Origin of the sequence: Chromohalobacter sp. 48-RD10, assembly GCF_029889785.1 — a bacterium.
Lineage (GTDB): Bacteria > Pseudomonadota > Gammaproteobacteria > Pseudomonadales > Halomonadaceae > Chromohalobacter.
On record NZ_JARANX010000022.1, the window covers coordinates 1 to 26729 of the forward strand.

Annotated in this window: 30 protein-coding genes; 16 read left to right on the forward strand and 14 right to left on the reverse strand. The window is 58.4% G+C overall.

Features of this window, described 5'->3' with window-relative positions; genetic code table 11:
* The 3 genes from OP496_RS14695 to OP496_RS14705 form a co-directional block, all read left to right on the forward strand.
* The coding region (locus OP496_RS14695) for a peroxidase family protein (RefSeq protein ID WP_348522013.1) at positions 1-559 on the forward strand (559 nt) is incomplete at its 5' end.
* 294 nt (positions 560-853) lie between these two features.
* A complete protein-coding gene (locus OP496_RS14700; RefSeq protein WP_280564456.1) occupies positions 854-1606 on the forward strand; it encodes a sulfite exporter TauE/SafE family protein in 753 nt (250 codons plus the stop codon).
* A gap of 40 nt (positions 1607-1646) precedes the next feature.
* Entirely contained in the window at positions 1647-2408 is a 762-nt protein-coding gene (locus tag OP496_RS14705; protein ID WP_280564457.1) for an SDR family NAD(P)-dependent oxidoreductase, read from the forward strand.
* Positions 2409-2457: 49 nt separating this feature from the next.
* Here the strand turns inward: OP496_RS14705 and OP496_RS14710 are convergent, their stop codons facing one another.
* The 3 genes from OP496_RS14710 to OP496_RS14720 all read right to left on the reverse strand — a co-directional run bounded on the left by OP496_RS14710 (position 2458) and on the right by OP496_RS14720 (position 4017).
* Positions 2458-2721 carry a Txe/YoeB family addiction module toxin gene (locus OP496_RS14710; protein ID WP_348522015.1) on the reverse strand — a complete coding sequence of 88 codons (264 nt, stop codon included), beginning with the start codon at positions 2719-2721 and terminating at the stop codon, positions 2458-2460.
* Positions 2714-2974 carry a type II toxin-antitoxin system prevent-host-death family antitoxin gene (locus tag OP496_RS14715; protein WP_280564460.1) on the reverse strand — a complete coding sequence of 87 codons (261 nt, stop codon included), beginning with the start codon at positions 2972-2974 and terminating at the stop codon, positions 2714-2716. The genes OP496_RS14710 and OP496_RS14715 overlap by 8 nt, the downstream gene beginning before the upstream one ends.
* A 149-nt stretch (positions 2975-3123) precedes the next feature.
* The gene (locus tag OP496_RS14720) at positions 3124-4017 is read right to left on the reverse strand and encodes a LysR substrate-binding domain-containing protein (RefSeq protein WP_280564461.1); all 894 of its coding nucleotides are present in this window, start codon (positions 4015-4017) and stop codon (positions 3124-3126) included.
* Positions 4018-4183: 166 nt separating this feature from the next.
* Here OP496_RS14720 and OP496_RS14725 point away from each other — a divergent pair, with 166 nt between their 5' ends.
* Positions 4184-4678, forward strand: a complete 495-nt coding sequence (locus OP496_RS14725) for a hypothetical protein (RefSeq protein WP_280564462.1) — start codon at positions 4184-4186, stop codon at positions 4676-4678.
* A gap of 112 nt (positions 4679-4790) precedes the next feature.
* Here OP496_RS14725 and OP496_RS14730 read toward each other — a convergent pair whose 3' ends face one another.
* Positions 4791-5288: a tryptophan-rich sensory protein gene (locus OP496_RS14730; protein ID WP_280564463.1), complete on the reverse strand. Its 498-nt coding sequence runs from the start codon at positions 5286-5288 to the stop codon at positions 4791-4793.
* 340 nt (positions 5289-5628) lie between these two features.
* Between OP496_RS14730 and OP496_RS14735 the strand changes: the two genes are divergently transcribed.
* On the forward strand, positions 5629-6219 hold the full coding sequence (locus OP496_RS14735; protein ID WP_280564464.1) for a manganese efflux pump MntP family protein: 591 nt from the start codon (positions 5629-5631) through the stop codon (positions 6217-6219).
* Between the two features lie 154 nt (positions 6220-6373).
* Here OP496_RS14735 and OP496_RS14740 read toward each other — a convergent pair whose 3' ends face one another.
* Positions 6374-8416, reverse strand: a complete 2043-nt coding sequence (locus OP496_RS14740) for a pyrroloquinoline quinone-dependent dehydrogenase (RefSeq protein ID WP_280564466.1) — start codon at positions 8414-8416, stop codon at positions 6374-6376.
* Between the two features lie 11 nt (positions 8417-8427).
* Positions 8428-8793 (reverse strand): hypothetical protein, encoded by a 366-nt coding sequence (locus OP496_RS14745; RefSeq protein WP_280564468.1) that lies wholly within the window; start codon positions 8791-8793, stop codon positions 8428-8430.
* Between the two features lie 342 nt (positions 8794-9135).
* Here OP496_RS14745 and OP496_RS14750 point away from each other — a divergent pair, with 342 nt between their 5' ends.
* Positions 9136-9309, forward strand: coding sequence for a hypothetical protein (locus OP496_RS14750; RefSeq protein ID WP_280564470.1), 174 nt, complete (start codon positions 9136-9138; stop codon positions 9307-9309).
* A 93-nt stretch (positions 9310-9402) separates the two neighbouring features.
* A complete protein-coding gene (gene arfB, locus OP496_RS14755; protein WP_280564472.1) occupies positions 9403-9816 on the forward strand; it encodes an alternative ribosome rescue aminoacyl-tRNA hydrolase ArfB in 414 nt (137 codons plus the stop codon).
* A 24-nt stretch (positions 9817-9840) separates the two neighbouring features.
* Here arfB and OP496_RS14760 read toward each other — a convergent pair whose 3' ends face one another.
* A complete protein-coding gene (locus OP496_RS14760) occupies positions 9841-10425 on the reverse strand; it encodes a gamma-glutamylcyclotransferase (RefSeq protein WP_280564473.1) in 585 nt (194 codons plus the stop codon).
* Between the two features lie 211 nt (positions 10426-10636).
* Between OP496_RS14760 and OP496_RS14765 the strand changes: the two genes are divergently transcribed.
* The 3 genes from OP496_RS14765 to mmuM all read left to right on the forward strand — a co-directional run bounded on the left by OP496_RS14765 (position 10637) and on the right by mmuM (position 14080).
* On the forward strand, positions 10637-11512 hold the full coding sequence (locus OP496_RS14765) for a DMT family transporter (RefSeq protein WP_280564474.1): 876 nt from the start codon (positions 10637-10639) through the stop codon (positions 11510-11512).
* A 175-nt stretch (positions 11513-11687) separates the two neighbouring features.
* On the forward strand, positions 11688-13130 hold the full coding sequence (locus OP496_RS14770) for an amino acid permease (RefSeq protein WP_280564475.1): 1443 nt from the start codon (positions 11688-11690) through the stop codon (positions 13128-13130).
* Positions 13127-14080 (forward strand): homocysteine S-methyltransferase, encoded by a 954-nt coding sequence (gene mmuM, locus OP496_RS14775; protein ID WP_280564476.1) that lies wholly within the window; start codon positions 13127-13129, stop codon positions 14078-14080. Before OP496_RS14770 ends, mmuM begins: the two co-directional genes overlap by 4 nt.
* 284 nt (positions 14081-14364) lie before the next feature.
* Here the strand turns inward: mmuM and OP496_RS14780 are convergent, their stop codons facing one another.
* The 3 genes from OP496_RS14780 to OP496_RS14790 form a co-directional block, all read right to left on the reverse strand.
* Entirely contained in the window at positions 14365-14997 is a 633-nt protein-coding gene (locus tag OP496_RS14780; protein WP_280564477.1) for a peroxiredoxin, read from the reverse strand.
* Between the two features lie 200 nt (positions 14998-15197).
* Positions 15198-15818: a C40 family peptidase gene (locus tag OP496_RS14785; RefSeq protein ID WP_348522014.1), complete on the reverse strand. Its 621-nt coding sequence runs from the start codon at positions 15816-15818 to the stop codon at positions 15198-15200.
* The gene (locus OP496_RS14790) at positions 15815-16711 is read right to left on the reverse strand and encodes a LysR substrate-binding domain-containing protein (RefSeq protein ID WP_280564494.1); all 897 of its coding nucleotides are present in this window, start codon (positions 16709-16711) and stop codon (positions 15815-15817) included. The genes OP496_RS14785 and OP496_RS14790 overlap by 4 nt, the downstream gene beginning before the upstream one ends.
* A 123-nt stretch (positions 16712-16834) precedes the next feature.
* On the opposite strand from OP496_RS14790, the gene OP496_RS14795 reads away from it, so the two are divergent.
* From OP496_RS14795 to OP496_RS14810, 4 genes are all read left to right on the forward strand, one after another.
* The gene (locus OP496_RS14795) at positions 16835-17722 is read left to right on the forward strand and encodes a DMT family transporter (RefSeq protein WP_280564495.1); all 888 of its coding nucleotides are present in this window, start codon (positions 16835-16837) and stop codon (positions 17720-17722) included.
* Between the two features lie 291 nt (positions 17723-18013).
* Positions 18014-20032, forward strand: a complete 2019-nt coding sequence (gene betT / locus OP496_RS14800) for a choline BCCT transporter BetT (RefSeq protein ID WP_280564496.1) — start codon at positions 18014-18016, stop codon at positions 20030-20032.
* A 317-nt stretch (positions 20033-20349) separates the two neighbouring features.
* Complete coding sequence (locus OP496_RS14805) at positions 20350-20928, forward strand: TetR/AcrR family transcriptional regulator (RefSeq protein ID WP_280564497.1); 579 nt, start codon at positions 20350-20352, stop codon at positions 20926-20928.
* Between the two features lie 64 nt (positions 20929-20992).
* On the forward strand, positions 20993-21763 hold the full coding sequence (locus OP496_RS14810) for an MBL fold metallo-hydrolase (protein ID WP_280564498.1): 771 nt from the start codon (positions 20993-20995) through the stop codon (positions 21761-21763).
* Positions 21764-21856: 93 nt separating this feature from the next.
* On the opposite strand, the gene OP496_RS14815 is transcribed toward OP496_RS14810, so the two are convergent.
* The 3 genes from OP496_RS14815 to OP496_RS14825 form a co-directional block, all read right to left on the reverse strand.
* On the reverse strand, positions 21857-22615 hold the full coding sequence (locus tag OP496_RS14815; protein ID WP_280564500.1) for an SDR family oxidoreductase: 759 nt from the start codon (positions 22613-22615) through the stop codon (positions 21857-21859).
* Between the two features lie 377 nt (positions 22616-22992).
* Positions 22993-23697 carry a metal-binding protein ZinT gene (locus tag OP496_RS14820; protein WP_280564502.1) on the reverse strand — a complete coding sequence of 235 codons (705 nt, stop codon included), beginning with the start codon at positions 23695-23697 and terminating at the stop codon, positions 22993-22995.
* A gap of 116 nt (positions 23698-23813) precedes the next feature.
* Entirely contained in the window at positions 23814-24779 is a 966-nt protein-coding gene (locus OP496_RS14825) for a zinc ABC transporter substrate-binding protein (RefSeq protein ID WP_280564504.1), read from the reverse strand.
* A 129-nt stretch (positions 24780-24908) separates the two neighbouring features.
* Here OP496_RS14825 and OP496_RS14830 point away from each other — a divergent pair, with 129 nt between their 5' ends.
* Positions 24909-25631, forward strand: a complete 723-nt coding sequence (locus OP496_RS14830; RefSeq protein WP_280564507.1) for a metal ABC transporter ATP-binding protein — start codon at positions 24909-24911, stop codon at positions 25629-25631.
* Positions 25628-26470: a metal ABC transporter permease gene (locus tag OP496_RS14835; protein ID WP_280564508.1), complete on the forward strand. Its 843-nt coding sequence runs from the start codon at positions 25628-25630 to the stop codon at positions 26468-26470. Before OP496_RS14830 ends, OP496_RS14835 begins: the two co-directional genes overlap by 4 nt.
* Positions 26471-26551: 81 nt before the next feature.
* Here the strand turns inward: OP496_RS14835 and OP496_RS14840 are convergent.
* Positions 26552-26729: GTP cyclohydrolase, FolE2/MptA family (locus OP496_RS14840; protein WP_280564513.1), on the reverse strand; the 178-nt coding region annotated here is incomplete at its 5' end.

The following is a 26729-nucleotide window of genomic DNA, read 5'->3' on the forward strand; positions in this document are numbered from 1 at the left end:
AGCGGCCAAGGCGGCGGGCCATGAGGTACGCGTACCGTTCCTGAAAGGTCGCGGTGATGCTCTCGATGAAATGACCGATGCCGACTCCTTTGAGCCGCTGGAGCCGTTGGCCGATGGCTTTCGTAATTGGCAGAAGAAAGACTACGTGGTCAAGCCGGAAGAAATGCTGCTCGACCGTGCCCAGTTGATGGGGCTGACCGGGCCGGAAATGACCGTGCTACTCGGCGGTATGCGAGTGCTCGGCACCAACCATGACGGTACCCAGCACGGCGTATTCACCGAGCGTGAAGGCCAGTTGACCAATGATTTTTTCGTCAACCTGACCGACATGGGCAATGCCTGGAAGCCAGCGGGTAATGGCCTTTACACGATTCGCGACCGGCAAACGGACACGGTCAAGTGGACCGCGTCACGCGTTGACTTGGTCTTTGGTTCCAACTCGTTGCTGCGTTCTTACGCGGAAGTCTATGCCCAGGACGATAATGACGAGAAGTTCGTCAAAGACTTCGTCGCTGCCTGGACGAAAGTGATGAACGCCGACCGCTTCGACGTCGCGTAACACCTCCTTCCTATAGCGTGCATTGCACGCGGGGAACGCGACACGGACGCTTCAGAACGAAGCGTCCGTGTCGCGATACCGTCAGCCCTCCGCTTGATGTGATCGCTCCGATTCACGCCTTCTTGATGTGTACCCTTTAGCACGCCTGTGTTCTGCGGGTAGCGGCATGCCAACGTCGATCTCGTGACTGCAACATGTCTCATCGGTGCGCTGGAACTGGCTCTACCGTGTCTTGGGTGAGATGGCTAAGGTTTCGCAACGCTAGCTAGCCCATGCCCGTACTCAGGAGCCGCCGTGATCCCGACACTGCCCACTCTTGCTGCTGCGATGAGCCTGGCGCTATTGGCGGGCATGGTGCGTGGTTATTGCGGCTTTGGCTTTGCCATGCTGATGGCGCTGGGGCTGATGCTGTTCATGGCGCCAATTCAGGCCGTGCCGCTGGCGCTGGCGCTGGATCTCGTCGCGAGCATGGGATTGTGGCGTCGGGCTTTGCGGCATGCCGACTGGCCGTGCCTGCGCTATCTGCTGCTGGGTATGGCGGTGACAACCTTGATTGGGGTGTGGCTCCTGGCAAGCGTGCCGGCCTGGCCGATGCGCATCGTCGTTGCGCTACTGGCGATGGGCGGCGCCGTTGCCTTGCTGTGCCAGCGCGATGCCGCCTCGGCCGCGCACACGACGCATCTTCCGGGTGTGACGCTCGGCGCGGGTGGCGCTTCGGGGCTGTGCATGACGCTGGCCTCCGCCGGCGGGCCGCCGTTGATGCTGTATCTGCTATATCGGCGCATGCCACCGCTTGCGATGCGCGCCACGGCCATCGTTTTCTTCGCCGCGAGCAGCAGTGCATCCCTGCTTGGCCTGGGGCTGGCTGGAGCCTTGCACATCGGCACTTGGCACTGGGCGGCATGGCTATTGTTTCCGGCGCTGCTGGGTAACGTCCTCGGCCAGTGGCGCTTCGAACGCGCGCCGCCGCGCTCACTCAAGACCAGCGTTGCACCGCTTTTGATCGGGCTCTCGCTGTGGGTACTGCTCCGCGAAGTGCTTGCCTGATCACCAACATCACTCATTTTCACAACGGGAGGAAACCCGCATGACGGATTGTGTCTTCATCACCGGCGCTACCTCGGGCTTCGGCCGCGCCGCCGCGCATCGCTTCGCTGCCGCAGGCTGGTCGCTGGTGCTCACCGGACGCCGCCTGGAGCGTCTGGAAGCCTTGAAGGAAGAGCTGCATGGCCGGGTGCCGGTGCATATCGTCGCGCTCGATGTGCGTGACAGCGATGCCGTTGATGCCGCCGTGGCCGCCCTGCCGGAAGGTTTCAAGCGCGTGCGCACGCTGCTCAACAATGCCGGCCTCGCGCTGGCACCGCAGCCCGCTCAAGAAGTCGACCGGCGCGACTGGCACACCATGATCGACACCAACGTCACGGGGCTGGTCAACGTCACCCACGCGCTACTGCCGACACTGATCGACGTCGGCGCAGGCACTACCATCGTCAATGTCGGCTCCATCGCCGGCCAATGGCCCTACCCCAGTAGCCACGTCTACGGCGCCTCCAAGGCCTTCGTTCAACAGTTCAGCTACAACCTGCGCTGCGACTTGCTTGGCACCGGCGTGCGCGTGACTGACCTTGCCCCCGGCATCGCCGAAACCGAATTCACCCTCGTGCGCACCGGCGGCGATCAAGCCGCCTCCGACGCGCTATATAGCGGCACTACCGCACTCACCGCCGAGGACATCGCCGAGCAAATGTTCTATATCGCCACGCTCCCTCCACATATCAATTTCAACCGCCTGGAAGTCATGCCCACCCGCCAAGCCTGGTCGGCCTTCGCCATCGATCGCGACGAGTGAGGGACCGTAAAGGGGACACGTCCCGACCATGAGGTCGAGGGCAGCGCGTTCAATAGTGGTATCTGCAGGATATGATCGTAATGGACGCATCTTCCACGGCATAAACCAAGCGGTTAGTCTCATCGATTCGGCGTAACCAGAAGCCCGCCAGGTTTTCCTTGAGAGCTTCTGGTTTCCCGATACCTTCGAACGGAGACCGCTTCACATCAGTGATTAGCTTGTTGATGCGCATGAGAGTCTTCTTATCCTGGCTTTGCCAATAGATGTAGTCGTTCCATGCCTCTTCAGTCCAACAAAGCAACCGACTACTCACTTTCATCTACCAACCCACGTGTTGTTGCCTGGCCTGCCTTGTATTGCGCGATTGATTTACTCAGGTGTTCAGCATTAGCAGGGGAGCGCAATAGATGTACTGTCTCCATAAGGCTGTTGTAGTAATCCAGCGACATGACGACGGCATCTTCGGAATCACGGCGTGTAATCACAGTGGTGTCGGCGTCGTTGACCACTCCATCCAGCACTGCCTTGAGACCGTTGCGTGCGTCAGTGAAAGAAATAATTCTCATGAAACTCTTCCTGTACAGGATGCAGTGCATTTATAGAGTGAAGGGCGCTTCTGTACAAGATGCGGGACATCTTATCTTGCCGTTAACAGGCATCGGATAGAATGTGCATTCCTCCATGTGAACAGCGCATGATATTCGCCTGACGACTGTCAGGCTTCGACGCGCTGCGGTTCGGCTACGTCTACGGCTTGGTGCAAGGTGTCGACGAAGCGGGCCAGGGCGGGCGTCCAGGTGGCTGGCTCGGGCGCGGCGAAGTAGGTGTCGATTTCCGCGAGAGGCTTCGGCAGGGCAATATAGTGGATACCAAAGCGATGCTGATGAGCTTTGATAGTGCTCAAGGGGAGCACGGTATAGCCCATCCCGGCGGCGACACAGCCGAGCATGGCGTCCAGGCTTCCGAACTCGAAGATGCGCGCTGCGTTGACGCCATGGGAGGCCAGCAACAACTCGATGCGCTGGCGATAGCTACAGCCTTGGCGAAACGCGAGGAAGGCGGCAGCCATCAGTTCTTCCGAGTGGGGCATCGCGGCCATGGGTCGAGGGCCGACCAGTACGAGGCGTTCGCTGAAAGCCTTGAGCAGATGATAACGGCGATGTTCGAGACCTCCCGCGATGAATACGCCATCGACGTGGCTTGCCATCAGCATCTCGATGAGTTCCGCCGTGGAGCCTGTGTGTAGCGTGATGTCGACCTCGGGATGAGCGGCATGATACGCCGTGAGGATCGGAGGGAGCCGTAACGCGGTCGTGGTTTCCATGGCACCGATTCGCAGTTGGCCATGTGTCTTGTCGCTGCCCTTGAAGTGCGATAACGCTTCATCATGCGCAGACAGCATGCGCTCGGCATATGCCACCAGCGCGCGCCCGGCAGAGGTCAGGCGCGTCTGGCCAGCCCGGTGGACGAGCTGGGCGCCGAGTTCTTCCTCGAGCTTCTTGAGATGGGCCGTCACGTTGGACTGCACCGTATGCATCCGATCTGCGGCGGCCACGAAGCTACCGGTTTCGGCCACGGCCATGAATAAACGTAACGATTTGAGTTGCATGCCATGTCTCCCTGATCGAGAAGCTATCTCTAAACACGATACCAAGTATCAATATAAATCGCTTTCAGGAAAGTAGGTGTCGTACGTACGCTGTTCATGGGTCAACGCGCAAGGTGCGACGCCTCCAGGCGCACGTACCGGCATGCTCATAATCCGGGAGACCGTAATGAACGACATCGATCTGGCCAATCGAGCGGCTGACATTCTTCGCAACAACCTCTATGCCAACATAGCGACGTCGAAAAACGACGTGCCATGGAATACACCCGTAACCGCCTTGCCGGACAGGGATTTAAACTTTTACTGGTCGTCCTGGATTCAGGCGGAACATTCCAAGAATATCGTTTTCAATAGCTCGATCTTCATGACTTTCTATGACTCGACGCGCGCGAGAGGGACCAACAATCTCATGTGTCTCTACCTGAAGTGCACTGCGAGAGAAGTGTCGGATGTCAGTGAGGCAGAAAAGGCATTTGCGCTACTATATCCCGATGACCATGTTGATCTAGAAAACTTTCTGGGCGATGGAATAAAGCGGTTTTTCTGCGCCGAACCTCAACAGGCCTGGCTGAACTGCCTATCTGAAAAAGAGCTTGAGCCGACGACGCTAAAAATGAGAACCGAAGTCTCTATTGAAAGCATCAAGAGCGCCATGGCCTAAACTTGAGCCATGGCGCTTCTCGTGACATTCAATGGCCAATTCGACCGCGACAGGATTGGCCGATACACCAGGCAGGAAGTACGACCCTGCGCGATGACAACATCCCCTCTGCTCATCCCAGCAACTGCGGGTTGAGCTGCCAGACGGTGTGGGTCAGTGCTGTGGCCAGCGACACCCACGCTAGATAAGGCACCAACAGTAGTCCGGCCAGTGGTCGTACGCGCCAGAAGGCAATGAGGGTGGCAAGGATCATGCCCCACAGCAGGATGACCTCGACGAAAGCCAGTGCTCCCTGGTGCCAGACGAAGAACAGCCAACTCCAGAGTGCATTGATGGCAAGATGCACGATGAACAGCGTCAGAACGCCCTGGTGCCGTTTCCAGCCACCTTCCCGCCAGATTAGCCATGCGGCGAACCCCATCAAGGCAAAGAGCGTCGTCCACACCGGGCCGAAGGCGCCGGCGGGTGGCGCCCAACTGGGCTGTGTGAGTTCAGCGTAGAACTGCGTGGCATCCACTGAGGCGATGGCACCGACCCCTGCCGTAATGAAACTGACCACCAGCCAGCCGATCAGGCCGAGGACCTGATGGCGAGTCGAAAATACTTGCATGGCGATATCCCCGTCACGTCGAAACGGTCTTCAGAGTGTGTGATATGGCGATGATATGCCAAGCGTTTTTCAGATATTGCGCGGAAACGTCGCAGCGCATTTGTCTTTCCCTATAAATCGCAAGGGATTGTTAAACCCTGGTTATTCATTCGAAGCATGCTCGCAGAGTATTAACCGCCACGATACTGATCAATCCTGGTTAATTTTTGCTTTATTTTCAAGTAGTTATTGTTATTCAGGTGTGTCGGGTATAGGCTGTTCGAAAAGTTGACAAAAATGATCAGGTTTTGGGAGTGAAGATGCATTATCAGCATCGCCTTCTGTGCAGTATGGAGATCACATGAATCCTGCGTCGTTGATTCTGTTGGCATTCGCCATGTCGACAGACGCCTTTGCCGCTTCCATTGGCCGGGGCGCCGAGCTGAGCAAAGTGCGCTTCATCAGCGCGCTACGTATCGGTATTGTGTTTGGCGCGGTAGAGGCGATCATGCCGCTGTTCGGCTGGGCGCTGGGTCATGTCGCGATGCGTTTCGTCTCCGGGATCGACCACTGGATTGCCTTTGCCATGCTGGCGTTGCTGGGCGGACACATGATCTGGGAAGGATTAAAGAACGGCGGTGCCGAGGCGATCAAAGTCGCCGGACCCCAGCAGGAAGACAAGTCCATATGGCTGATTGCTGTCACGGCTCTGGCCACCAGCATCGACGCCATGGCAGTGGGTATTACGCTGGCGCTGACGGATATCAATATCGTCGTGGCGTCCCTGGCCATCGGCCTGGCGACGGCTTTGATGGTCACCTTCGGCACGCTGCTCGGTCGTGCTATCGGCACCGTTGTCGGCAAATGGGCTGAAGTACTGGGCGGCCTGATCCTCATCGCCATTGGCGTCGCCGTGCTCTATGAACATCTGGCCGGCGTCGTCTCGCCATGAACGCGATATAGCCTTAACGCGCAAGGCTAAAAAGGCCTGATCGCAAAGACGCGAGCCAACCAAAACGGGGTGGGTCTATGGGACCCACCCCGACGACTTGCGATGTTACTTCTTTTTTACGACCTACCGCATGTTCACGGCTAGCCGTCAGGTGTTACTCGCTGTCGTCTTTCGGCAGCGCATAGACAGCGACCTGGTCACCGACCTGATCTTTGATAATTGAGTTGCCGCCCGACACGAAGGCAACGTATTCGCGGCCTTGGTATTCGTAGACAGCAGGGTTGGCAACGACAGGCGCTTCAGTTTGGTCAGACCATAGTTCTTCACCAGAGTCGAGCGAATAAGCGCGTACTTTGGAGTCTATGGAGCCGCCGATAAAGATCACGTTACCGGCTGTCACCGCCGGGCCGCCGATAGTGGGCGAGCCCCAGCTTTCGGGCATGAAGAAACCGTATTGCTGCGAAGCCCCCATCGGACGACGCCATTTCACGTCACCGGTTTTCATGTCGAGTGCGACGATCTCACCAAAAGGCGGCTCCCAGCACGGCATGCCGAGCCAGTTGCGCGCTACTTTGAGGCGCATACCGTAAGGAGCGCCTGTCTGCGGGGAGAAGCCGCTTTCGTTGCCCGAGCCGCTATCGGCTTTTTCGTACGCTTCGCGCTCGTAGAGCTTCACGTACTGCACGATGTGCGAGGTGTTGACGATGGCCGTTTGACTGACGGGGTCGAACGCGACACCGCCCCACTGCACACCACCGGAGCTATCAGGATAGGTCAGTGCACCTTCGCCCTTGGTGGTGGGGGGTGTGTACATTCCTTCGTACGTCAAGTCATCCCAGAGGGCTGAGCATTCACCCCCGCCAACGGCATCGGCGAGTCCCCAGACTTCCGGCTTTTCGGATTGGTCAAGAAGCGGCTTGGGCTTGGTCGGAAACGGCTGCGTATCTGAATATTCCTCGCCTTTGACGGAGCCATCGCCCTGCGGCACCGGACGCTCTTCGATCGGCCAGACATCTTCGCCTGTCAGACGATTGACCACGAACAAAAAGCCCTGCTTGGTCGCTTGGATCAGCGCGGGGATCTCTTCGCCGTCCACCGTGATGTCCATCAGCGTGGGGGCGGAGTTAATGTCGTAGTCCCAGACGTCGTGGTGGACCCACTGGCGTGACCAGACGACTTCGCCGGTGTCGACGTCAAGCGCGGTGGTCGAGGTTGCCAGAGGCGCGTCCTCGGTGCGGTTGCCGCCCCAATAGTTGGGAGATGGCGAGGAGACTGGCAGATACACGAGGCCGTTTTCCTCGTCGGCGGACATGTGCGTCCACACGTTGGCGGTGCCGCTCTTCTCACGCATTTCGGTGGGGAGGGCTTCAAAGCTCCACTCGCGCTCGCCGGTGCGGGCGTTGATGGAGAACACGGTGCCGGGAGGCGCTTGTTCGAACGCCCAGTCTTTGCCGGCCCAGCCAATCAGAAGGTGGTCGTCTACGACGGTGGGCGGCTGCAGCAGCGATAGCGGCCATTTGTTATTGGTGTCGTTCCACTGGTTGACGTCGAGCACGCCGTTATCGGCGAAGCTGGTGCACTTTTTACCAGTGTTGGCATCAACGGCAAACAGTTGCGCGTCCATGGTGCCGAGATAGACGATTTTTTGGCAGGCTTCGCCTTCTTTGGGGTCGTCCGCTTCCCAGTAGGCAACACCACGGCTCTTGAGTGCGGGCTGCGTCATAGCTTCAAGCTTGGACTCGGTGTCGAAGCTCCACTTCTGCTCGCCGGTGGCGGGGTCGAGCGCGAGAATGCGGTAGAACGGCGTGCCGATATAGAGCGTGTCGTTGGCGAATACCGGTGTTGCGGACCAGACGGTGGGCGGTAAATCGCCCGAGCCATCGGATACATCGCCGGTGTGGACTTCCCAGGCCTTTTCCAGGTCACCGACATTGTCGGCGTTGATCTGGTCGAGGGGGCTGTATTTCTGCGCGTTGAGCTGGCCGTGGAAGCTATCCCAGGTCGGCGTGCCGGGGACCAACGGTATCGATTCGGACGAAGCTTGCTTGGATGCAGCCTGTGACGGAGTGCTCTCTTGTGCGCTCGAGGCGTCCTGATCGGTGTCCTGATCCTGAGCCAGAAGCGGCAAAGGCGTCAGGAAAAGCGCCAGCGCGGTGGCCGTGCCCAGGCGTTGCACGGTGGTTCTAAATGTCGGCATGAGGCGGCTCCTTATGATTGGGCGGGACGGGCGGTGCGTGTCGCGAGGGCCATATCGAGAATAAGCCCGATCAGGCCGACCACCATGGCCACGCAGATCCACCATTGGTGCAGGAGGAGCGCTGCGAAGAAGGTGCCGGCCAGGCCCAGCAAAATCAGCACGCGCCACACGTTACGCCCGGCGTTCCCTTTCAGTGCAGGCAAGATGAGCGCCATGACGGCCAGGGCGATGTTGGCCAGGATGGCGACAAGCGCGCCAAGTGTGCCATTGACCCCGGTCAGCGGGGTGAAATAGGCATAGAGTGCGATGGCAAACCCGACGATCGAGGCTACCAGCAGCACAATGGCGCCCAATCTTTGTGAACGAGATTGTGGCATGGCGTTGTTGTCTCCTTGTGGGACAGGAATGATCACCTGGCTCTTTTATTCCGCCGTTGGGCTGGGGCATTGCGCCAGACTCAAAGGGTATGAGCGAAATGGTTGAGCCGTGGCTACGTCTTTGGTCGTAGCTCTCGACCCTATCTTAGTAAAAAACGTAGGACTTTTGTGGCTCTGTTTCGAAAATTATTTTTCTGCTAACGAATTCGCCCGAGAAGAGGCCTCAAGGCGGTACATGGGATCCTGATACTCGAATGGGACTTGACGCGCGGTGATTCTTTTAGCATGCTAATAATGTAATGCGACAAAACGCCGCATCACTACCTCAATTCAGGAGTGGTCATGAAAGCGCTTAACAAGCTGTTCTCGATGCTGGCAACCATCGTCGTTTCTGCATTGCTGCCATTCTCCATGGTGGCGGAAAGCGAGGCCAATCAAAATGTTAGTGTCCATAGCGACACAGCGAACATCTCCACCCTGAACGCTAAACAGCGTCAGGATGACGAGTCCCTGTAATTTGCGCCGACTTCCGAAGCATCGCCAATAGTGTAGTCTGTCGCGCATCATTCACGCGTCGTGCTCGGCGTGTCATGTCACGAGGGCTACACCATGCTGAAGATCTCCAATACGGTGACGCTCGCCGATTGGGAAATCGATATCAGCCAGATTCGCGCGCAGGGCGCCGGTGGCCAGAACGTCAACAAGGTCGCCTCGGCGGTGCATCTACGTTTCGATATTCCCCGCTCGTCATTGCCGCCATTCTACAAGGAACGTCTGATGGCGCTGTCCGATCAGCGTATTAGCAAGGACGGTGTAATCATCCTCAAGGCGCAGCGTTATCGCACGCTGGAAGCCAATAAGGAAGAAGCGCTGGCGCGTCTCAAGGCATTGATTCAGGGCGCGGTAAAACAGCACAAGGTGCGCCGTCCCACTCAGCCTTCCAAGGGCGCAAAGCGACGCCGTGTCGACAAGAAAACCCGCAAGGGCAGGACCAAAGCCTTGCGCGGCAAGGTAGAGACCTAACCCACTCTCAGCCGGCGTGTCGTTTTACGCCGGCTGAGTGGGCAGCGCGAGCAGTTCACGTTCCAGGGCGAAGATGTGTGGGTCGTCGTGGCCCATTTCGCGCAGCGCTTGGGCCAGATTGAGCAGGTAATCGCGATTGGGTCCGCTAGGGCCGTGAGACTCGGCGATCTGCTTGGCGATGGTGGTATCGGACGCCGGACCCAGGAAGGCGGCGTTGTCCTCGCTGGCGAGGTAGACCAGGCCCTCGACGTTGTCCTCGCCCTCGACATCATCGAAGTGCAGCGGCGTGACCACGCGTAGGTAGCCATTTTTCTCGCGCACATCCAGTGGGCCGAGCACGTCCTGAGTGATGCGGTAAGCCATGCCGTGGCAGATTGCACCGGGGCGCTCGGTCAGCGTGGCGACTCGCCCCGGCGCCTGTGGCGTGCCGCGGTGGTCATGCGAGCCCTGCCAGAAACGCCGTTCCCAGCCGGTGATATGCGCAGGCCGGCTCTCCAGAAACGGGAAATCCGCCTTCCAGATCAGCGAACCATAGCCGAACAGCCAGATCGCCTCGTGGTCGTTGAAGTGCGTCATTTGCTGGTTGATCGCGGTGGTATCGAGCGTCATGACTCTCTTGCGTACGTCGAGTGAGTAAATGGGGATCTATCTCCCGATTATGCACGTTTTGGCGTCGATATGCGGCATCCCTCTCCTTGCACCATCGCGGTGCGCATTCGATTCGGCTATGCTCAAGGGCCGATTCTTCGGGCCGTTTCCATTACACGTAGCGGGGCGCATTGCGATAGGCGTCGCGTAGTCTTTCTTCATGGAGGTGGATATGTCGCCGTCCCTACTGGGAATCTTGATCATGTGCGCCGGGGTGTTGTGCCTTGCACTGGGCGATGCGATTTCCAAGTGGCTAGGCGCCACGTACGACCCGATTCAAATCATCTTCTTCCGCACCTTGATTTCGCTGCCGCTGATTGCGCTGTTGGCACGCTTCAACGGCGGCTGGCAAAAACTCAAGACTCGTCGCCCGGGCGTGCATCTTCTGCGCGGGCTGATTTTTGCCGGCACGATGTTCTGCTTCGTCACCGGCTTGACCCTTCTGCCATTGGCAGAGACCACCGCCATCGCCTTCGCCGCGCCATTGTTCGTGACGCTATTGTCAGGGCCGCTGCTCAAGGAACGTGTCGAGCGCTTGCCGTTCATTGCCTCGCTGGTGGGCTTCGCTGGTGTTCTGGTCGTGGTGCGCCCTGGTGCGGCGGGCTTCCAGTGGGGGGCGCTGATCGTCGTCGGCGCGGCGGTGTGTTATGCGCTGATGATGATCACTGCAAGACGCTACGGCGGCAAGGAGAGCCTGTGGGCGATGGTCTTCTACGCCACCCTGGTGCCCCTGATCGTCAGCGTGATGTTATTGCCCGGTGTTTGGCGGATGCCCGAGGGCGTGGCATGGCTGGGCTTCCTTGCCTCCGGCATTTTCGGTGTCGGCGCGGTGTCGTGCATCACGCTGGCGTTTCGTTACGCCCCGGCGGCGTTGGCGGCGCCGTTCGACTACACCGCCATGGTCTGGGCCGTGCTGTTGGGCTGGTGGTTGTGGGATGAAGTGCCGGATATCTGGGTCTTCATCGGCGCCTTGGTGATCATCGGCAGCGGCGTCGCCATTGCCTTGTATGAACGGCAGGTGGCGATCAAGGCGCGCCCCACGACATAAAGCGGCCGTTACCTCCGAAAGCCTCATGATCCTCAGGCTTCTATATTTTAAATAAGAATATAGAAGCCTTTTTGTATACTTTTTTGGCTGGTTTGGGTGCACTAAAATAGCGCTCCTTTTAAATCAGGCCAATGGGCCGCTGCAGCCTCATCAGGCGAAGGATAGGGATGTCTCCATGAGTGAGCAATCGAGAGGCCAAGAGAGTGCGCACTTCAAGCGCAGCATGCAGACCCGTCACTTGGTCATGTTGTCTTTGGGGGGTGTGATTGGCACCGGACTGTTTTTGAGTTCCGGCTATACAGTGGAGCAAGCCGGGCCGATCGGCGCGGTGTTGGCGTATCTGGCAGGTGGCATTGTCGCCTGGCTGGTGATGATGTGCCTGGGCGAGCTGGCGGTGCATATGCCGGATTCAGGTGCCTTCAGCGCCCATGCCAGCCGTTATATCGGCCCGGGAACCGGCTACATGGTGGCGTGGATGTACTGGCTCACCTGGACGGTGGCGCTAGGTTCTGAATTTACCGCAGCGGCGGTCTTTATGGGGCGCTGGTTTCCCGATATCCCCGGCTGGTACTGGAGTGGCTTGTTTGCGGCGATTGTCTTTGGCGTTAATGCGTTTACCTCGCGCTTCTTTGCAGAATCTGAATTCTGGCTCTCATTGATCAAGGTGATCGCGGTGGTGGTGTTTGTGCTGGTGGGCGCCGTGGCGATCGTTGGCTGGATACCGCTGCATGATGCCTCTGGCGCCGAAGTCGCCTCACCGGGCCTGTCGGCGCTATGGGGAGAAGGCGCCATGCCGCCCAGCCTGCTGGCCATTGGCACTACCTTGCTGGCGGTTATGTTTGCGTTTTCCGGTACCGAGTTGATCGGGATTGCCGCCGGAGAAACGGTGGATCCGGCCCGCAATGTGCCCAAGGCGATCCGCGCGACCCTGTGGCGGTTGATCCTGTTTTTTGTCGGCACCATCGTCGTGATCGCGGCGCTATTACCTCAGGACCAGGCCGGACTCACTGAGAGTCCCTTTGTGGCCGTCTTCCAGCGACTTGGAGTGCCGGGAGCGGCCGATATCATGAATTTTGTGATCATTATTGCGTTGCTGTCGGCGGCTAACTCCGGACTTTATGCCTCGGCACGCATGCTATGGACACTGGCTGACCAAGGCACCTTGCCCAAGTCGCTCAGCCGTCTCAATAAGCGGGGAATTCCGATGAATGCCCTACTACTGAGTATGGTTGGCGGCTTGGGAGCGTTGTTTTCCAGTGTCTATGCGCCTGAAACCGTCTACCTGGTGCTGGTGTCGATTTCCGGCCTGGCGGTCGTGGTGGTCTGGATGGCGATTGCGCTCAGTCAGCTCAACTTCCGGCGCCAATACCTGCGTGAAGGCGGGCAGTTGAAGGACCTGGTCTATCGCACGCCGTTCTACCCTTGGGTACCGCTAATCGCGTTTGCGGCGTGCTTGGCTGCGTGCATTGGCATTGCCTTTGACCCGCAACAACGTGTAGCGCTGTATTTCGGTGTGCCGTTCATTGGCCTGTGCTATCTGGTGCACTATGTGCGTCACCGTGCGCATGCTCAAAACGTCGCCCATGCGGATAACGTCATTGAGGAAACGTCTGTATGAGTGAGTTGAATCCGATCAAAGCCCTGTTGGCCGATGTGCCCTTTATGGTCATCGACGGTGCCTTGGCCACCGAGCTGGAAGCGCTAGGCTGCGATCTCAATGACAGCCTGTGGTCGGCGCGCTTGCTGGCCCAGTCCCCGGAGAAGATCCGTCAAGTGCATCAGGCTTATTTTGAAGCCGGGGCCGACTGCGCGATTACTGCCAGCTACCAGGCCACGGTATCAGGCTTTATGCAGGCGGGACTGACGTCGCAAGAAGCGCGAGAGCTGATTCAGTTATCGGTCACGCTGGCGCAACAGGCGCGAGACGCGATCTGGCAGCCCGGTCAAACGGATCGTCCCAAACCGCTGGTGGCGGCATCCATCGGCCCTTATGGCGCCTATTTAGCGGACGGTAGTGAATACCGAGGCGATTATGATCTTGACCGCGCCGGACTGGTGGCGTTTCACCGCGAGCGTTTTGAACTCTTGTTGGCGGCGAAAGCGGATCTGCTGGCGGCTGAAACCTTGCCCTCATTAGAGGAGGCACTGGCGATCACCGATTTATTGGCTGAGCACCCTGGCGCGCAGGCCTGGATCACTTTCTCAGCGAAAGATGGCCAACACATCAGCGATGGCACGCCGATTGAGGCGTGCGTGGCCGCGCTGGCCAACTGTCCGGGCGTGGCGGCGATCGGTGTGAATTGCACGGCGCTGTCTCACATAGAATCGCTGGTTCAGGCGATCCGTCGTCAGTGCACGCTGCCGGTATTGGTCTATCCCAACTCGGGAGAGGTATACGATGCGGTGACCAAAACCTGGCACCCGGCCCAATACGATCATGCCGCTGCCGATATTTCCGGTTTGGCACAAGGGGTTGAGCAATGGCTGACGGCAGGCGCATCAGGTATTGGCGGTTGCTGTCGAACGACGCCGAGTGATATTCAGGCACTCGCCGAGTGGCGCTCTTAACGTTGGGCTGCGTCAGGTGAGGACGTCTAGTGGCCGCCCTCGGCGTCAACGTTTCTTAACATTCTGCTGATTAACTCGTCGTACTCCACCTATTAAACGCGGAGCTGGGTACGACGATGCACATCAAGATCACGTTCAAGATAGCGCTCCTTCTATTATTCGTTGCTTATCGAGCAGCGTGTTTGGTGCGTGTGATTCGCACGGCGTGGCGTGTGGCGGCCAAACGACAATCGCCCGTGGCCTAAGCCACGGGCGATTGGAATCACAACGCCAGGGGGCGCGCGTTATTTCTGCAGCTTGACCATCCGCAGATACGGCTTCTTCTCGTCCCAGCCTTGCGGGAAGAGTTCCTTGGCTTTCTCGTTGTCGACCGTGGGAACGATGATGCAGTCGTCGCCTTCGGTCCAGTTCACCGGCGTGGCGACCTTCTGGCTGTCGGTCAACTGCAGGCTATCCAGCACACGCAGGATTTCTGCAAAGTTACGGCCGGTGCTGGCTGGATAGGTCAGCGTCAAGCGTACTTTCTTGCTGGGGTCGATGATGAAGACGCTACGCACCGTCAGGGTGTCGTTGGCGTTGGGATGAATCATTCCGTACAACGAGCTGACCGTGCGGTCGGCGTCCGCCAGCAGTGGGAAATTCAGGCCGTGGCCCTGGGTTTCCTTGATATCGCCTTCCCACGCCTTGTGATCGTCCAACGGGTCGACGGAGAGACCCATGGCCTTGGCATTGCGCTTTTCGAATTCTGGCTTCAGGCGTGACACTTCACCGAGCTCGGTGGTGCATACCGGCGTGAAATCCTTGGGATGCGAGAACAGGATGACCCAATTGTCGCCTGCCCATTCGTGGAAGTTGATCGTTCCGTCGGTGCTGTCCTGGGTGAAATCCGGGGCAATATCGCCGAGTTGTAGTGCCATGGCGTCCTCCTTTCACTGATTGGCGCGAAGCATCGAGCATCGCATCACGAACAAGGCATGGGAAACAATGAATGTCGCTAAGCAAATGCATCTTGGGTATTTGCCCAGACGAGGCGCTTCCCGCGCCCTCTCTTTCGAATACATGGTGACGTGTGGCGGCCAACGCAAGGGGGGAACGCACCGTAACGCCCTGTTGCCGCTCACGGCGCCGGGCCGGCCGCACCCAAGTAGTGCTTGCGCCAGTAGCGGATATCCAGCGAGGACACTGTCACCTCACGACCGCTACCGGGCGCATGGATCATTCGCCGGTCACCCAGATAAATCCCCACGTGGGTGGCGCGATCCCCGGCGCCGAAAAACAGTAGGTCCCCTGGGCGTGCCTGCTCGCGATGATCGAGGGTCTGGTACTGCTGATTGGATGTGCGCGGTACGTCGATACCCGCCGAGCGATACGCCACTTGTACCAGCCCGGAACAATCCACTCCACTCTCCAACGAATTACCGCCCCATTTATAAGGCGTGCCCAGCGCCTGCTTGGCGTTGGAAATGATCAACGCTCGCTCGATGGAGAGACCCTCGGCCGTGGTTGGGCCGGGATCGTGCGTCTCGATGCGTTGGCTCGACGAACAACCGGCCAGGGCAAGCAGGCACACGAGTAGCGCCAACACTGCTCGCACGCGTGGCGCAAGCACCTCAACAGAAGGTGATGAATCGGTGGCAGGGTAACGCCCCATGCTGACTCCTTCAGGCGGTATGCGATGGGCAATAAGAATGCCAGCAGTGTAGCCAAGGATGCGACGGGTGCGAGAGAGCAGGCTCATGCGGGTGTCGCTTTGTTAAAGCTAACTGTTGACCGGGCCTGAATGTGAGCTTGCAGGCTCAATGCGAGCTGACGCGTCGCTTCCTTGGGACGCCCTGGACTGCGGTGCAGGGCGATTTCGGTCATGGGCAGCTCGGGGAGCCCTTCGGCGCTATCGATGATACTCAGGTCCGAGCCCAGCATGGAGGGGGTGAGCACCGTTATCGCCAAGCCCGCGCGCACCGCGGCCGTAAGGCCGGATAGGCTGGCGCTGGTATACGCGATCCGCCAGGGCAGACCGATGGCGTCGAGCGCCGCCAGGGCGCGTTCCCTGAAGATGCAGACGCCGTCCGTGGAGACTGCCAGCGGTAGCGGCGTACGGCGTTGGGCATCATGCCCGGGCGCACCGGCCCACACCGTGGGCTCCTGGCACAACACTTCCCCGCCGGGGCTCTTGGGCTGGCGGGTGGTGATCGCCAGATCCAGACTGCCCGCGCGGACGCTCTGCACCAGGTCCACGCTGAGCCCGCAGTCTACTTGCAACTCGACTCCCGGGTACTGGGACTCGAACTCGGACAATGCTTCGGGCAGGTAGACCACGTAATCGTCGGGAATACCCAGCCGCACCACGCCATCCAGCCGTTGATCGCTGACATCCTGCCAGGCGAGCGCGTTCTGGCGCAGCATCTGCCGCGCGTGAGAGAGCAGGCGCTCCCCGGCTGGCGTAGGAATCGGCGTTTTGCGCCCGCGTTGCAGCAAGGGCTGCCCGAAGGTTTCTTCCAGGCGTTTCATGTGCGCACTGACGGTCGATTGCGCGAGATGCAAGGTATCCGCCGCGGCGGTGAATCCTCCCCTATCCACGACCGCCACAAAGGTATTGAGCACCACCAGATCCAAGGGACGAAAGTTAGTCATACAGCACCATCACGAATCATGATCGAAATATCAGAAGTCTTCGTTTCCATGATAATTCATCCTGCCCCAGACTGCTCGCATCGCATACAACTAACGTCTATTCGTTACTCACGGGAGCAGGCCATGGCTAGCACACGTACCTCCGCCGGGCTACTAGCAGGACTCTTGACCGTAACGCTCTGGGCGAGTCTCCCGGTATTGCGCGATTTGATCAATCTACCGCCCATGCTGACGGCCGCGGTCGCCATGGGCGCGGCGGCTCTGATGGCGCAAAGTGTCGGGCAGCGTGGCGGTGCGTTGAGCGGGGCGACGTCGTATCGGGACTGGAAGTTCTGGCTGATGGGAATCGGCGGCCTGACGGGCGCACTCTATTTTTACTTCTCGGCGCTGGGGAAGGGAGATCCGGCGAAGATCACCCTCGTTACCTATCTCTGGCCGCTGGGTTTCATGCTCGTGGCGGATGTGCTGGCCGGGCGTGGGCTCAGGGCGCGCACCTTGCTGGGGTCGGCTGTGGCTTTTTCGGGGCTGGTGCCGCTGGTGCTGTCGAATGGCCAAGGTGAACCGACCTCGGCGCTCGGCTATATGGAAGGCATTGCTGCGGGTCTCTCCTGGATCATGTTTTCCCTCTATCTGCGAGGACGTGCCGCCTTGTCCTGGGTCGAATACAAATACTTGTTTGCCGGCGCCGCTGTCGCCTCCTGGGGGCTGCATCGTCTATTCGAAGTCGCCCCCGAACACACGACCGCCATGGACTGGATGGTGGCGGCGCTCATCGGTGTCGGCCCTTACGGATTGGCCTTTATTACCTGGGGCTACGCCCTGCTACGCAGTTCTTCCACGCTGTTGGGAGTGTTGACCTATTTCGTACCTATCATTTCTTCCTTGTTTCTGATCCTAGTGGGACGCGCCGCCTTTAGCGTGCCGCTGGTCATTGCCTTCATCGGCGTACTGGGAAGCGCGGCGATTACGCAGTTGAAAAGCAAGAGTGAGGAAGCGTTAGGTTCTGGATGAAAATTAGATAAGGAGAATGGATGTGTAGCGGTGAGAAGTACGAAAAAGGTGTTTGGGAAGATGGCTCACCTGGCGATAAAGAAAAGCATGAACAAGCCTTGAGAGTGATTTATATGCCAGCAATGCCACCTCTCGGGATCTTTGTGTGGAGCAAGAATAAAATCAAACGGCTCCTTGAAACGATACGATCCTGAGCACTTTTGAATGAAAGTTTCGTAAGCCGTCGTCCACTATGTGGTATTGCCCGTAGGGGATCTTTTTTTCTAGAATTGGATAATATTTGAGTGTGCAATGAAATCGAAAGCTAGTCTAAGCGAGCGGTCCGTCGCAGGGCTGAATCCACCCGTTTTTTATCCATCCGCGATACTGATATTCGTCTTCGTGGTTTTTACCATTGCCGTGCCGGAAACGGCGGGGAACTTGTTCGGTTCCCTGCAAGACTGGATTATCGACACCTTTGGTTGGTTCTATCTGCTGGCCATGGGAATTTATCTCATTCTGTCACTGATCTTGGCGCTGAGCCGTTATGGCACGTTCAAGCTGGGACCCGATCATAGCGAACCCGATTTCAGTTATCTCTCATGGTTTGCCATGCTTTTCTCGGCGGGCATGGGTATAGGACTTATTTTCTACGGCGTGGCTGAGCCGGTGTTTCATTTTGCCAATCCCCCAGAGGGGACGGCCGAAACCGCTAGTGCGGCACGTGATGCGATGCTCTTTACCTTTTTCCATTGGGGGCTTCATGTGTGGGGCGTCTACGCCATCGTTGCCTTGGCATTGGCATATTTCAGCTTTCGCCATGGCTTGCCACTACGTATCAGCTCGGCGCTTTATCCCTTGATCGGTAAGCGTATCTATGGACCGATCGGTAACGCCGTGGATATTTTCGCTGTGTTCGGCACGATGTTTGGCATCGCGACATCACTGGGACTGGGCGTCTTGCAGATCAACTCCGGATTGAGTTATCTGTTTGGTATTCCTTCCAGTACGACCGTTCAGTTGATTTTGGTCGTCCTGGTGACCGCCATGGCGACGCTGTCTGTCATCATGGGGTTGGATGGTGGCATTCGCCGGCTCTCCGAATGGAACCTGAGGTTGGCAGTCTTACTGCTGGTCTTCGTCATTATCGTTGGGCCGACGCTATTTATCTTCCAATCCTTGGCACAGAACATCGGTACCTATCTGTCCTCGATGGTAGATATGACGTTCAATATCTATGCTTATACAGGCAATGAAGAAACGAACTCTTTTCTTGGATCATGGACGCTCTTCTATTGGGCCTGGTTTATTGCCTGGTCTCCGTTCGTGGGCATGTTCGTGGCACGGGTTTCGCGCGGACGCACTATCAGAGAGTTCGTGCTGGGTGTCTTGTTTGTGCCGGTTGGTGTGACCTTCTTGTGGTTGACGGTCTTCGGTGATACAGCCCTGAACGGCATCATGAATGGCACGATGCCTAATCTCGTCGATCGAGTATTCGCCGATAGCTCCACGTCGCTTTTTCACTTCCTGGATGCTTTGCCGCTGGCAAGTATCTCGTCAGTCATTGCCACGCTGCTGGTCATTACTTTCTTCGTTACCTCGTCGGATTCTGGTTCGATGGTCATCGATACCCTGACCTCCAAGGACGGGGATGAATCACCGGTCTGGCAACGTATCTTCTGGGCCGTTTCCGAAGGACTTGTCGCTGCGGCGCTCATCCTGGCGGGTGGCGAAAATGTTCTCTCGGCCCTGCAGGCCGCGTCTCTGGCATCAGCGCTCCCATTTGCACCGGTTCTGATACTGGTTGGTTTCGGACTCTTCAAGTCGCTACGCATTGAGGCGCTGAAGCGCGATAGTATGCAGCACGCTACCAATACCCCGGGAAACGTCTCTCGCGTCGGGGCTGGCGGTTATCAGTGGCAGGATCGCTTGCAGACCCTGGTGTCATCACCGCGCCAGCAGCAAGTCTTTACCTTTCTCAATGAAAGCGTGGAGCCCGCCATGCGTGAAGTTGCTGGAGAATTCGAGAAACAGTCGCTCGATGTCACGGTCACCCAGGAAGAAGACCGCTGCTATCTACGTGTGAACCACGGCGATGAGAGCGATTTCATCTATGGCGTACGTGCACGAGCCTACGCGACGCCATCGTTTACGATGAATAGCCTGCGGCATAATACCCAGTCGAATAAACGCGGCCATTACCGCGCCGAAGTCTTCCTCCGCGAGGGCGGTCAGCAATACAACGTGGTGGGGTATAACCGCTCTCAGCTCATTGGCGATATTCTCGACCAGTACGAGAAGCACCTGCACTTCTTGCACTTGACTCGTTAAAAGAAAACGATCAATGCAAGTGAAGCCGCCCTTTCATGAAGGGCGGCTTTTTATTGTTCGCCAGGCATGACGCGAAGCGCCTGCGCGGGTGGTAGCCGCCTCGCACATACTGCTCCGACGATCTCGCGCATCTCGGTGGCGTGTTTGTCTAGTTAAGGGTTCAGAGAGGCGTCGCAGAATGCCTCGGAATAGTGCTCGAGGTTGGCTACGTTCTCGGGCGTGCACTGCGCTTGGAGAGAGTTGTCTTATTAGTTTTGTACCTATCGGTCCTAAATGGTTTATAGTGATTAACATTCTGGATTCATGAGTCGAGAGTCATGGCACGACCACAAGCCTTTGATACACAAGAAGCGCTGCACTGTGCGATGCATGTGTTCTGGCGCAAGGGCTACGAAGCGACGTCGCTGAGCGACCTCTTGCAAGCGACGGGGCTGAGCAAGAGCAGTCTCTATGCCACGTTCGGCAGCAAGCATGACCTCATGCTGAAGGCCTTCGATAAGTATCGCACTGATCGTCAGCTCGACATGAGCCGGATGCTGGACGTGACACCGGCACGGCCCGGCATCGAAGCCTTCTTCCGCATGATCGTCGAGGATGTACGCAGCCCGGAGCAGGGCAGTGGCTGCATGAGCATCAATCAGGCGGTCGAGCTGGCGCCGCATGACACAGAGATTCGCCGCCGCATCGAAAGCGATTTTCAAGCGATCGAGCAGGCCTTGGCGCATGCCATTGGCCGAGGGCACGCCGATGGCTCGGTGACGGCACAATGCCCGCCGGCCGATCTGGCCAAGTTGATGGTCGTTGTGTTTCCGGGACTGCAAGTGCTGACGCGGTCCGGCATCGAACGCTCACGCGTCGACGAGGGACTGGCGCTGATACTGGCTCTGCTGGATTGATCCTGAGTCAGGCTTCCTGGCGCCGCGAAGCAGGCGTCGGAGATATGACTAAAAGGAGAGCATCATGAAGATCAAGCAAGTACGTAACGCCACCCTGCGCGTCGAGTTCGGCGGTAGCCGTTTCCTGATCGATCCCTATCTGGGCGAGAAGGATGCCTACCCCGGTTTCGAAGGCACGGTGAATGATCACATTCGCAATCCGCGCGTCGAGCTGGTAACCCCGATGTCGGAAATTCTCGATGTCGATGCCGTGATCGTAACGCATACCCACGACGACCACTGGGATGAGGCCGCTATTCGACTCGTGCCAAAGGACATGCCGCTGTACGCCCAGCATGATGAGGACGCTGCACTGTTTCGCGAGCAGGGATTCACCGATGTGCGGCTGCTCGCGGATGATACGCGATTCAATGATGTCACAATCATCAAGACACCCGGCCAGCATGGCAGTAACGAGGCGCTGGCGGCCATTCCGGAGATCCTCGGGCAGGTGTGCGGCATGGTCTTCCGTCATCCTGAGGAGAAAAACCTGTATGTGGCGGGCGATACTGTCTGGAATGACCATGTTGTTGCCAACCTTGACCATTATCAGCCAGATGTCATCGTGCTCAATGCGGGTGATGCACAGGTACCCGGGCTGGGCTCGATCATCATGGGCACCGAAGATACGAAGCGCGTCTACGATGCCGCGCCGAAAGCGACCCTGATCGCCAGCCACTTGGAAACGGTGAACCATTCGGTGCTGACCCGAGCTGAACTGCAGGCGTTTTCCGAAGAGCAAGGCATGACCGACCGATTGCTGATTTCGGAGGACAACGAAAGCTACGTTTTTTGAGCACAGCAAGCCTGCGATGAGCGTTGAAGCCAGTGAAACGCAGCCTCAACGCTACCGAAACATGACCGGCGTATTACTGGAAGGAGCGCTGGATTAGAAGGGAAGCGGTAACTTGGCGGTGCGCCCGCCGTCCACGACCATGACCTGGCCAGTGATGAACGTGCTTTCATCACCGGCCAGAAATACCACCATTGCGCCGATGTCTTCGGGCTTGCCGGTTCGGCCGGTAGGGTGAAGCTTCATTAGATCGTCGTGGGCCTGTGTGGGGTCGGGTTGAGCATTGATATAGTCAGCGCTCAAATCCGAACTGATCCAGCCAGGTGCAATGGCATTACAGCGAATACCATCCACACCTAGATCAACGGCGAGCGCTCGGGTAAAGCCGTGCACAGCGGCTTTGGAGCCGCAGTAAGCAACATGCCAAGGGTTGGCGCCTATACCTTCGATAGAGCCGATGTTGATGATGCTGCCGCCGCCTCGTTGGCGCATCTGCGGTAGCAGCGCCTTGGCGAGAAAGACCGGAGCGCGCATGTTGACCGCCATCATTCGCTCCCACTCTTTTTCGGTCATATCCTCAATGGATTGCTCGAACATCATGCCGGCGTTGTTGACCAGGATATGGGCGCCGCCAAAGGCGTCCTCGGCGGCGCGCGCGATTTCGTAGGGGGCTTCACGCGTGCTCAAATCGGCGTCTACCCAGGCAACCGATGGATGGGTGGCAAGAGGGGCATCCAGCGGTTGGCGCTGGGCGATTAACACACGTGCGCCCTCTGCGAGGAGCTTTTCGGTAATCCCCTGGCCGATACCACGTCCTCCGCCGGTTATGACAGCCACTTTATCGTTGAGTCGCATGCCTATTTTCCTCTCTAAATTTGGATATGGTTTTCCATGTCTCGATGATGACCGAGCACCCGCCGAAACGGCGTAGCGAACATGCTCCAGTCCGCTGATAGATTAGCGCAAGCCCCTGATTTACATGGTACGACGTCCCGAGCTCGAATGACGTCATGGGCAAAGCTAAGGGGCCAGCCGAGTCGCGTGGCGTCCGAGCGCTCGATGACAAGGTTCGTTTCGAGACTGTCTATCGCCTTCGCTCTGGTCTTGGAGTACTGGGAAGTGCGGCCATTACACAGATGAAAAGCCGTAGAGAAGAGGTGGCCCAGCGGGGTGGTCAAACGCAGCCGCCCTTTCATGAAGGGCGGCTGTGCGTGCGTTGTTGGGTATTAACCTCAATGCGCCAGCATTTCCCGGGCGATGGCATCGCCATCCAGGTCGGAGGGGTAGTAGGTCGGCCAGTGGGTGACTTCGTCCAGCAGGGCGGCGCGATCATCGCCCCAGTACAGATGATAGTGATCGGCATCCGTGGGATAGATGGCGTGATCGCTGAACTGGATGTAGCGAGGCGCGTCGGCGCTGCCGCCGTCACGCTCGAAGATATAGCGCACGCCGCGATTGCCCGCCTCGTAGGTGAGGATTTCATGGCCGTCGTAGACGTATTCCCCGGTGCGCTTGCCGTCATCCCCGTAGAACGAGACCTGATCGCCCTCGATCACGATGCGATCGACGTCCGTGCGATAGCCGGTCGTGTAGTACTGTTTGTAGTCGGCAGCCGTCTTGTCATCGCTTCGCGCGGCTTTGTGCGCGAAGACGTCATCCAGCGTGCCGTCCTGCAGATAGGGATAGACCGACTGCCAGTCGCCCTCCCAGTCCGATAGTTGGCGATCTTTGACCTGGCTGTCATCGAAGTAGCCAGCGTAGATGTCGCTGTCGTGATGATGATCATGGGAATGATCGTGCGCATGGTCGTGATCGTGGCTATGGTCGTGCTCATGCTCATGTTGATCGTGGTCGTCCTGCTGTGCGACGGCAAGCGGAACGCTCGCCAGCGATAGCAGACCGAGTGCGAGAGCGGCATGAGCGAATGGGTGACGCATCGTGATCTCCTTGCGTGAATCGGATTGAGTTCAATGAAAAATCGATAAATACGTTATAACATATCTTTTAAGGGCGCCAAGTAAAATGCGGCGGCATGGATGGTCGTGCGCTTCCATCAGGCAGCGCTCGCACACTGCGAGATGGCATCGGCAAGCTTGTGCATCAATTGCGGATAAAGCTTGTCTCCCAGCGTGAGATCGGTACCCAGCGGATCGACCACGATGGAGGTGTTCACGCCGGTATCGCCGAATACGCTTTTCACCAGTTCCGGATTGTATTGAGGCTCGCTGAACACGCAGTCGATGTCGTGCTTCTCGACGAGCGTGTGGAGTTCCTGGATGCGAGACGGGCTGGGCTTGCGTGCATCGCCCAGAGAGATGGCACCGGCTGCGTGAACATCGAAGCGGTTTTCGAAATACTGGTAGGCATCGTGGAACACGATGAAGCGAACATCGCCGGCATCGGCGAGTTGTTGCTGCAGTGAGCTTGTCAGCGTTGCCAGCTCATCTTCACCGAGGCGTGCGTTTTCCCGGTAAGTGGAGGCATGCGCTGGATCGAGCTGGGCCAAGGAGTCGGCAATGATACCTAGCCAGGCCTGAGCATTTTCGGGGTCGAGCCAGACATGGGGATTCAATCCGTCGTGAGCGTGATCATGGTCGTGGTCGTGGTTATGCTCATGATCGTGGTCGTCATGACCATGATGATGCGCTTCGAAGGTGACCTCCTGGCGGTACTCGAGTGTCTGCGTTTCGGGCAAGTCCATGAGCTCGACACTAAGAGCATCGTCGCCCAAGGTGTTCATGGAATGTGTCAGCCACGGGGTCAGGTCTTCGCCGATCCAGAACACGGCATCGGCGTTTTCGAGCGCTTCGGCCTCGGATGGACGCATATCGTAACGGTGGGGAGACGCGCCCTGCTGGATCAGCAGGTTCGGGGAGCCTAGGTCTCCCATCACGCGATCGACCAGTGAATAGACCGGCGGGATATCGACTGCGACGGAAGGGACAGCGGCGGAAGCGGCGGCCGGCGACATGACTGGCGACATGAGTAGTGCCGCCAGGTAAGGACTGAAACGCTGCATCGAACGGGTCTCCAAGCATGTATGAGCGTGTATTGAACACCAATATGTTATGTTATAACATATTTTAAAGCGCAAGGCGCAACCCTTTCTTTCATTCGTGGCGCAACGACGTATGCATCCGGATACCCTATGAGTCTGCTATCGATAGCGGCACTGGATCTCGCCCTCGGCGGTCATCTCGTGTTGGAGAATGTTCACCTGACCCTCGAGCGGGGCGAAATCGTCACCATCGTTGGACCCAATGGCTCGGGTAAAACGACCTTGCTGAAAAGCATTATCGGCGCATTGGCGCCGCAACGAGGCAATATCGACAAGTCGCCGGGCATGGTCATTGGCTATGTGCCGCAACGTTTACACCTCGATGCGACGTTGCCGATGACGGTGTCTAGATTGATGCGACTGCCGCGCCGGCGACCAAGGCACGAGATCGAGACAGCGCTCGACCGTGCAGGCGTCACTCAGCAGGCCAGCAGCCAGATTAGCGACCTCTCGGGCGGCCAGTTTCAGCGCGTTTTACTGGCGCGTGCGTTGCTTTCGTCTCCCGATTTATTGATTCTCGACGAGGCGACTCAGGGGCTCGATCAGCAGGGAATGGCTGACTTCTATCGCCAGATCGAGCGGGTACGCCATGAATTGGGATGCGCCGTCCTGATGGTCAGCCACGAACTGCATGTCGTGATGCGGGCCTCGGATCGCGTGGTGTGTCTAAACCGTTCCATCTGTTGTGCGGGTACGCCGGAACGGGTTGCCGCCTCACCTGAATATCGCGCCATGTTCGGCCTCGATGACGAAGATGCCTTGGCGCTATACCGCCACCACCATTCTCGTCCCTCCCTGGAGATGTCCCCGTGATACTCGATGACTTCCTGGTACGTGCGACCCTGGCCGGCGTGGGCGTTGCCTTGGCGGCCGCGCCGCTGGGGTGTCTGGTCGTGTGGCGGCGCATGGCCTTTTTCGGTGATGCGACCGCGCATGCCGCTATCCTGGGCGTGGCGCTCGCCCTGTTACTGTCGACGTCGATCTTCGCTGGCGTGCTGGTGGTGTCGCTGCTCATGGCCACGATCGTGTCGCTGCTGAGCGGCAAGGGATATGCCATGGATACGCTCCTGGGCGTCATGGCGCATTCGTCGCTGGCATTGGGCCTGGTGGCGGTGTCCTTCGTTTCCGGCGTACGCATCGATCTGATGGCCTACCTGTTCGGCGATATCCTGGCCGTTGGCAAGGCCGACCTCGCCGTCATCTGGGGAGGCGCGGCCCTGGTCATAGCATTGATGGGATGGCGCTGGTCGCGCCTGCTGACCGCGACGCTCAATGCGGATCTGGCCCATGCCAGTGGCATCGACCCGCAACGCGAACAGCTCATTCTCACCTTGTCGCTGGCCATCGTGGTGGCCGTTGCCTTGAAGGTCGTCGGCGTATTGCTGATCGCTGCCTTGTTGATCATTCCCGCTGCGACGGCACGCACGTTCAGCCGCACGCCGGAGGCCATGGTGGTGGCCGCGGCCCTGGTCGGCATGACGGCCGCCGTCGGTGGGCTGCAGACGGCTTACTGGTTCGATACGCCGACGGGCCCCACCATCGTCAGTCTCGCGGCGGCCTTGTTTGCGCTGGCGGGCGTGCTCGCGAATGCCCGACGCTTGCTATGGCGTGTCATGGCCTCCCGCGCCGGGCGCAGAGATGCTTCAGGTTGAGCCTGACATATCAGGTTGGGCCGGAGACGCCGAGCCCGCCTGTTGGGCGGGCTCGGGGCATAGGGGCTGCTACGCACCGCATCAGGTGTGCGCGGGTGTCCAGTTCCATTCTGCATGCGCCACTGCGTCATGGGCATGCAGGCTTTCAGCGTGCACGATGCGTACCTGGAAACCCTGTACCTCGTCGCGCGCTTGCAGGGCATGCCGTACACGGCGCGCGGCATCCTCGCAGAACATCAAGTTCTGGCCATTGGCCAGG

Excerpts from the sequence above, each read along its gene's own strand:
- OP496_RS14705 (WP_280564457.1), top strand. The coding sequence starts at position 1,647 with ATGACGGATTGTGTCTTCATCACCGGCGCTACCTCGGGCTTCGGCCGC.
- OP496_RS14715 (WP_280564460.1), bottom strand. The coding sequence starts at position 2,974 with ATGAGAATTATTTCTTTCACTGACGCACGCAACGGTCTCAAGGCAGTG.
- OP496_RS14720 (WP_280564461.1), bottom strand. The coding sequence starts at position 4,017 with ATGCAACTCAAATCGTTACGTTTATTCATGGCCGTGGCCGAAACCGGT.
- OP496_RS14725 (WP_280564462.1), top strand. The coding sequence starts at position 4,184 with ATGAACGACATCGATCTGGCCAATCGAGCGGCTGACATTCTTCGCAAC.
- OP496_RS14730 (WP_280564463.1), bottom strand. The coding sequence starts at position 5,288 with ATGCAAGTATTTTCGACTCGCCATCAGGTCCTCGGCCTGATCGGCTGG.
- OP496_RS14735 (WP_280564464.1), top strand. The coding sequence starts at position 5,629 with ATGAATCCTGCGTCGTTGATTCTGTTGGCATTCGCCATGTCGACAGAC.
- OP496_RS14740 (WP_280564466.1), bottom strand. The coding sequence starts at position 8,416 with ATGCCGACATTTAGAACCACCGTGCAACGCCTGGGCACGGCCACCGCG.
- OP496_RS14745 (WP_280564468.1), bottom strand. The coding sequence starts at position 8,793 with ATGCCACAATCTCGTTCACAAAGATTGGGCGCCATTGTGCTGCTGGTA.
- OP496_RS14750 (WP_280564470.1), top strand. The coding sequence starts at position 9,136 with ATGAAAGCGCTTAACAAGCTGTTCTCGATGCTGGCAACCATCGTCGTT.
- arfB (WP_280564472.1), top strand. The coding sequence starts at position 9,403 with ATGCTGAAGATCTCCAATACGGTGACGCTCGCCGATTGGGAAATCGAT.
- OP496_RS14760 (WP_280564473.1), bottom strand. The coding sequence starts at position 10,425 with ATGACGCTCGATACCACCGCGATCAACCAGCAAATGACGCACTTCAAC.
- OP496_RS14765 (WP_280564474.1), top strand. The coding sequence starts at position 10,637 with ATGTCGCCGTCCCTACTGGGAATCTTGATCATGTGCGCCGGGGTGTTG.
- OP496_RS14770 (WP_280564475.1), top strand. The coding sequence starts at position 11,688 with ATGAGTGAGCAATCGAGAGGCCAAGAGAGTGCGCACTTCAAGCGCAGC.
- mmuM (WP_280564476.1), top strand. The coding sequence starts at position 13,127 with ATGAGTGAGTTGAATCCGATCAAAGCCCTGTTGGCCGATGTGCCCTTT.
- OP496_RS14780 (WP_280564477.1), bottom strand. The coding sequence starts at position 14,997 with ATGGCACTACAACTCGGCGATATTGCCCCGGATTTCACCCAGGACAGC.
- OP496_RS14785 (WP_348522014.1), bottom strand. The coding sequence starts at position 15,818 with ATGAGCCTGCTCTCTCGCACCCGTCGCATCCTTGGCTACACTGCTGGC.
- OP496_RS14790 (WP_280564494.1), bottom strand. The coding sequence starts at position 16,711 with ATGACTAACTTTCGTCCCTTGGATCTGGTGGTGCTCAATACCTTTGTG.
- OP496_RS14795 (WP_280564495.1), top strand. The coding sequence starts at position 16,835 with ATGGCTAGCACACGTACCTCCGCCGGGCTACTAGCAGGACTCTTGACC.
- betT (WP_280564496.1), top strand. The coding sequence starts at position 18,014 with ATGAAATCGAAAGCTAGTCTAAGCGAGCGGTCCGTCGCAGGGCTGAAT.
- OP496_RS14805 (WP_280564497.1), top strand. The coding sequence starts at position 20,350 with ATGGCACGACCACAAGCCTTTGATACACAAGAAGCGCTGCACTGTGCG.
- OP496_RS14810 (WP_280564498.1), top strand. The coding sequence starts at position 20,993 with ATGAAGATCAAGCAAGTACGTAACGCCACCCTGCGCGTCGAGTTCGGC.
- OP496_RS14815 (WP_280564500.1), bottom strand. The coding sequence starts at position 22,615 with ATGCGACTCAACGATAAAGTGGCTGTCATAACCGGCGGAGGACGTGGT.
- OP496_RS14820 (WP_280564502.1), bottom strand. The coding sequence starts at position 23,697 with ATGCGTCACCCATTCGCTCATGCCGCTCTCGCACTCGGTCTGCTATCG.
- OP496_RS14825 (WP_280564504.1), bottom strand. The coding sequence starts at position 24,779 with ATGCAGCGTTTCAGTCCTTACCTGGCGGCACTACTCATGTCGCCAGTC.
- OP496_RS14830 (WP_280564507.1), top strand. The coding sequence starts at position 24,909 with ATGAGTCTGCTATCGATAGCGGCACTGGATCTCGCCCTCGGCGGTCAT.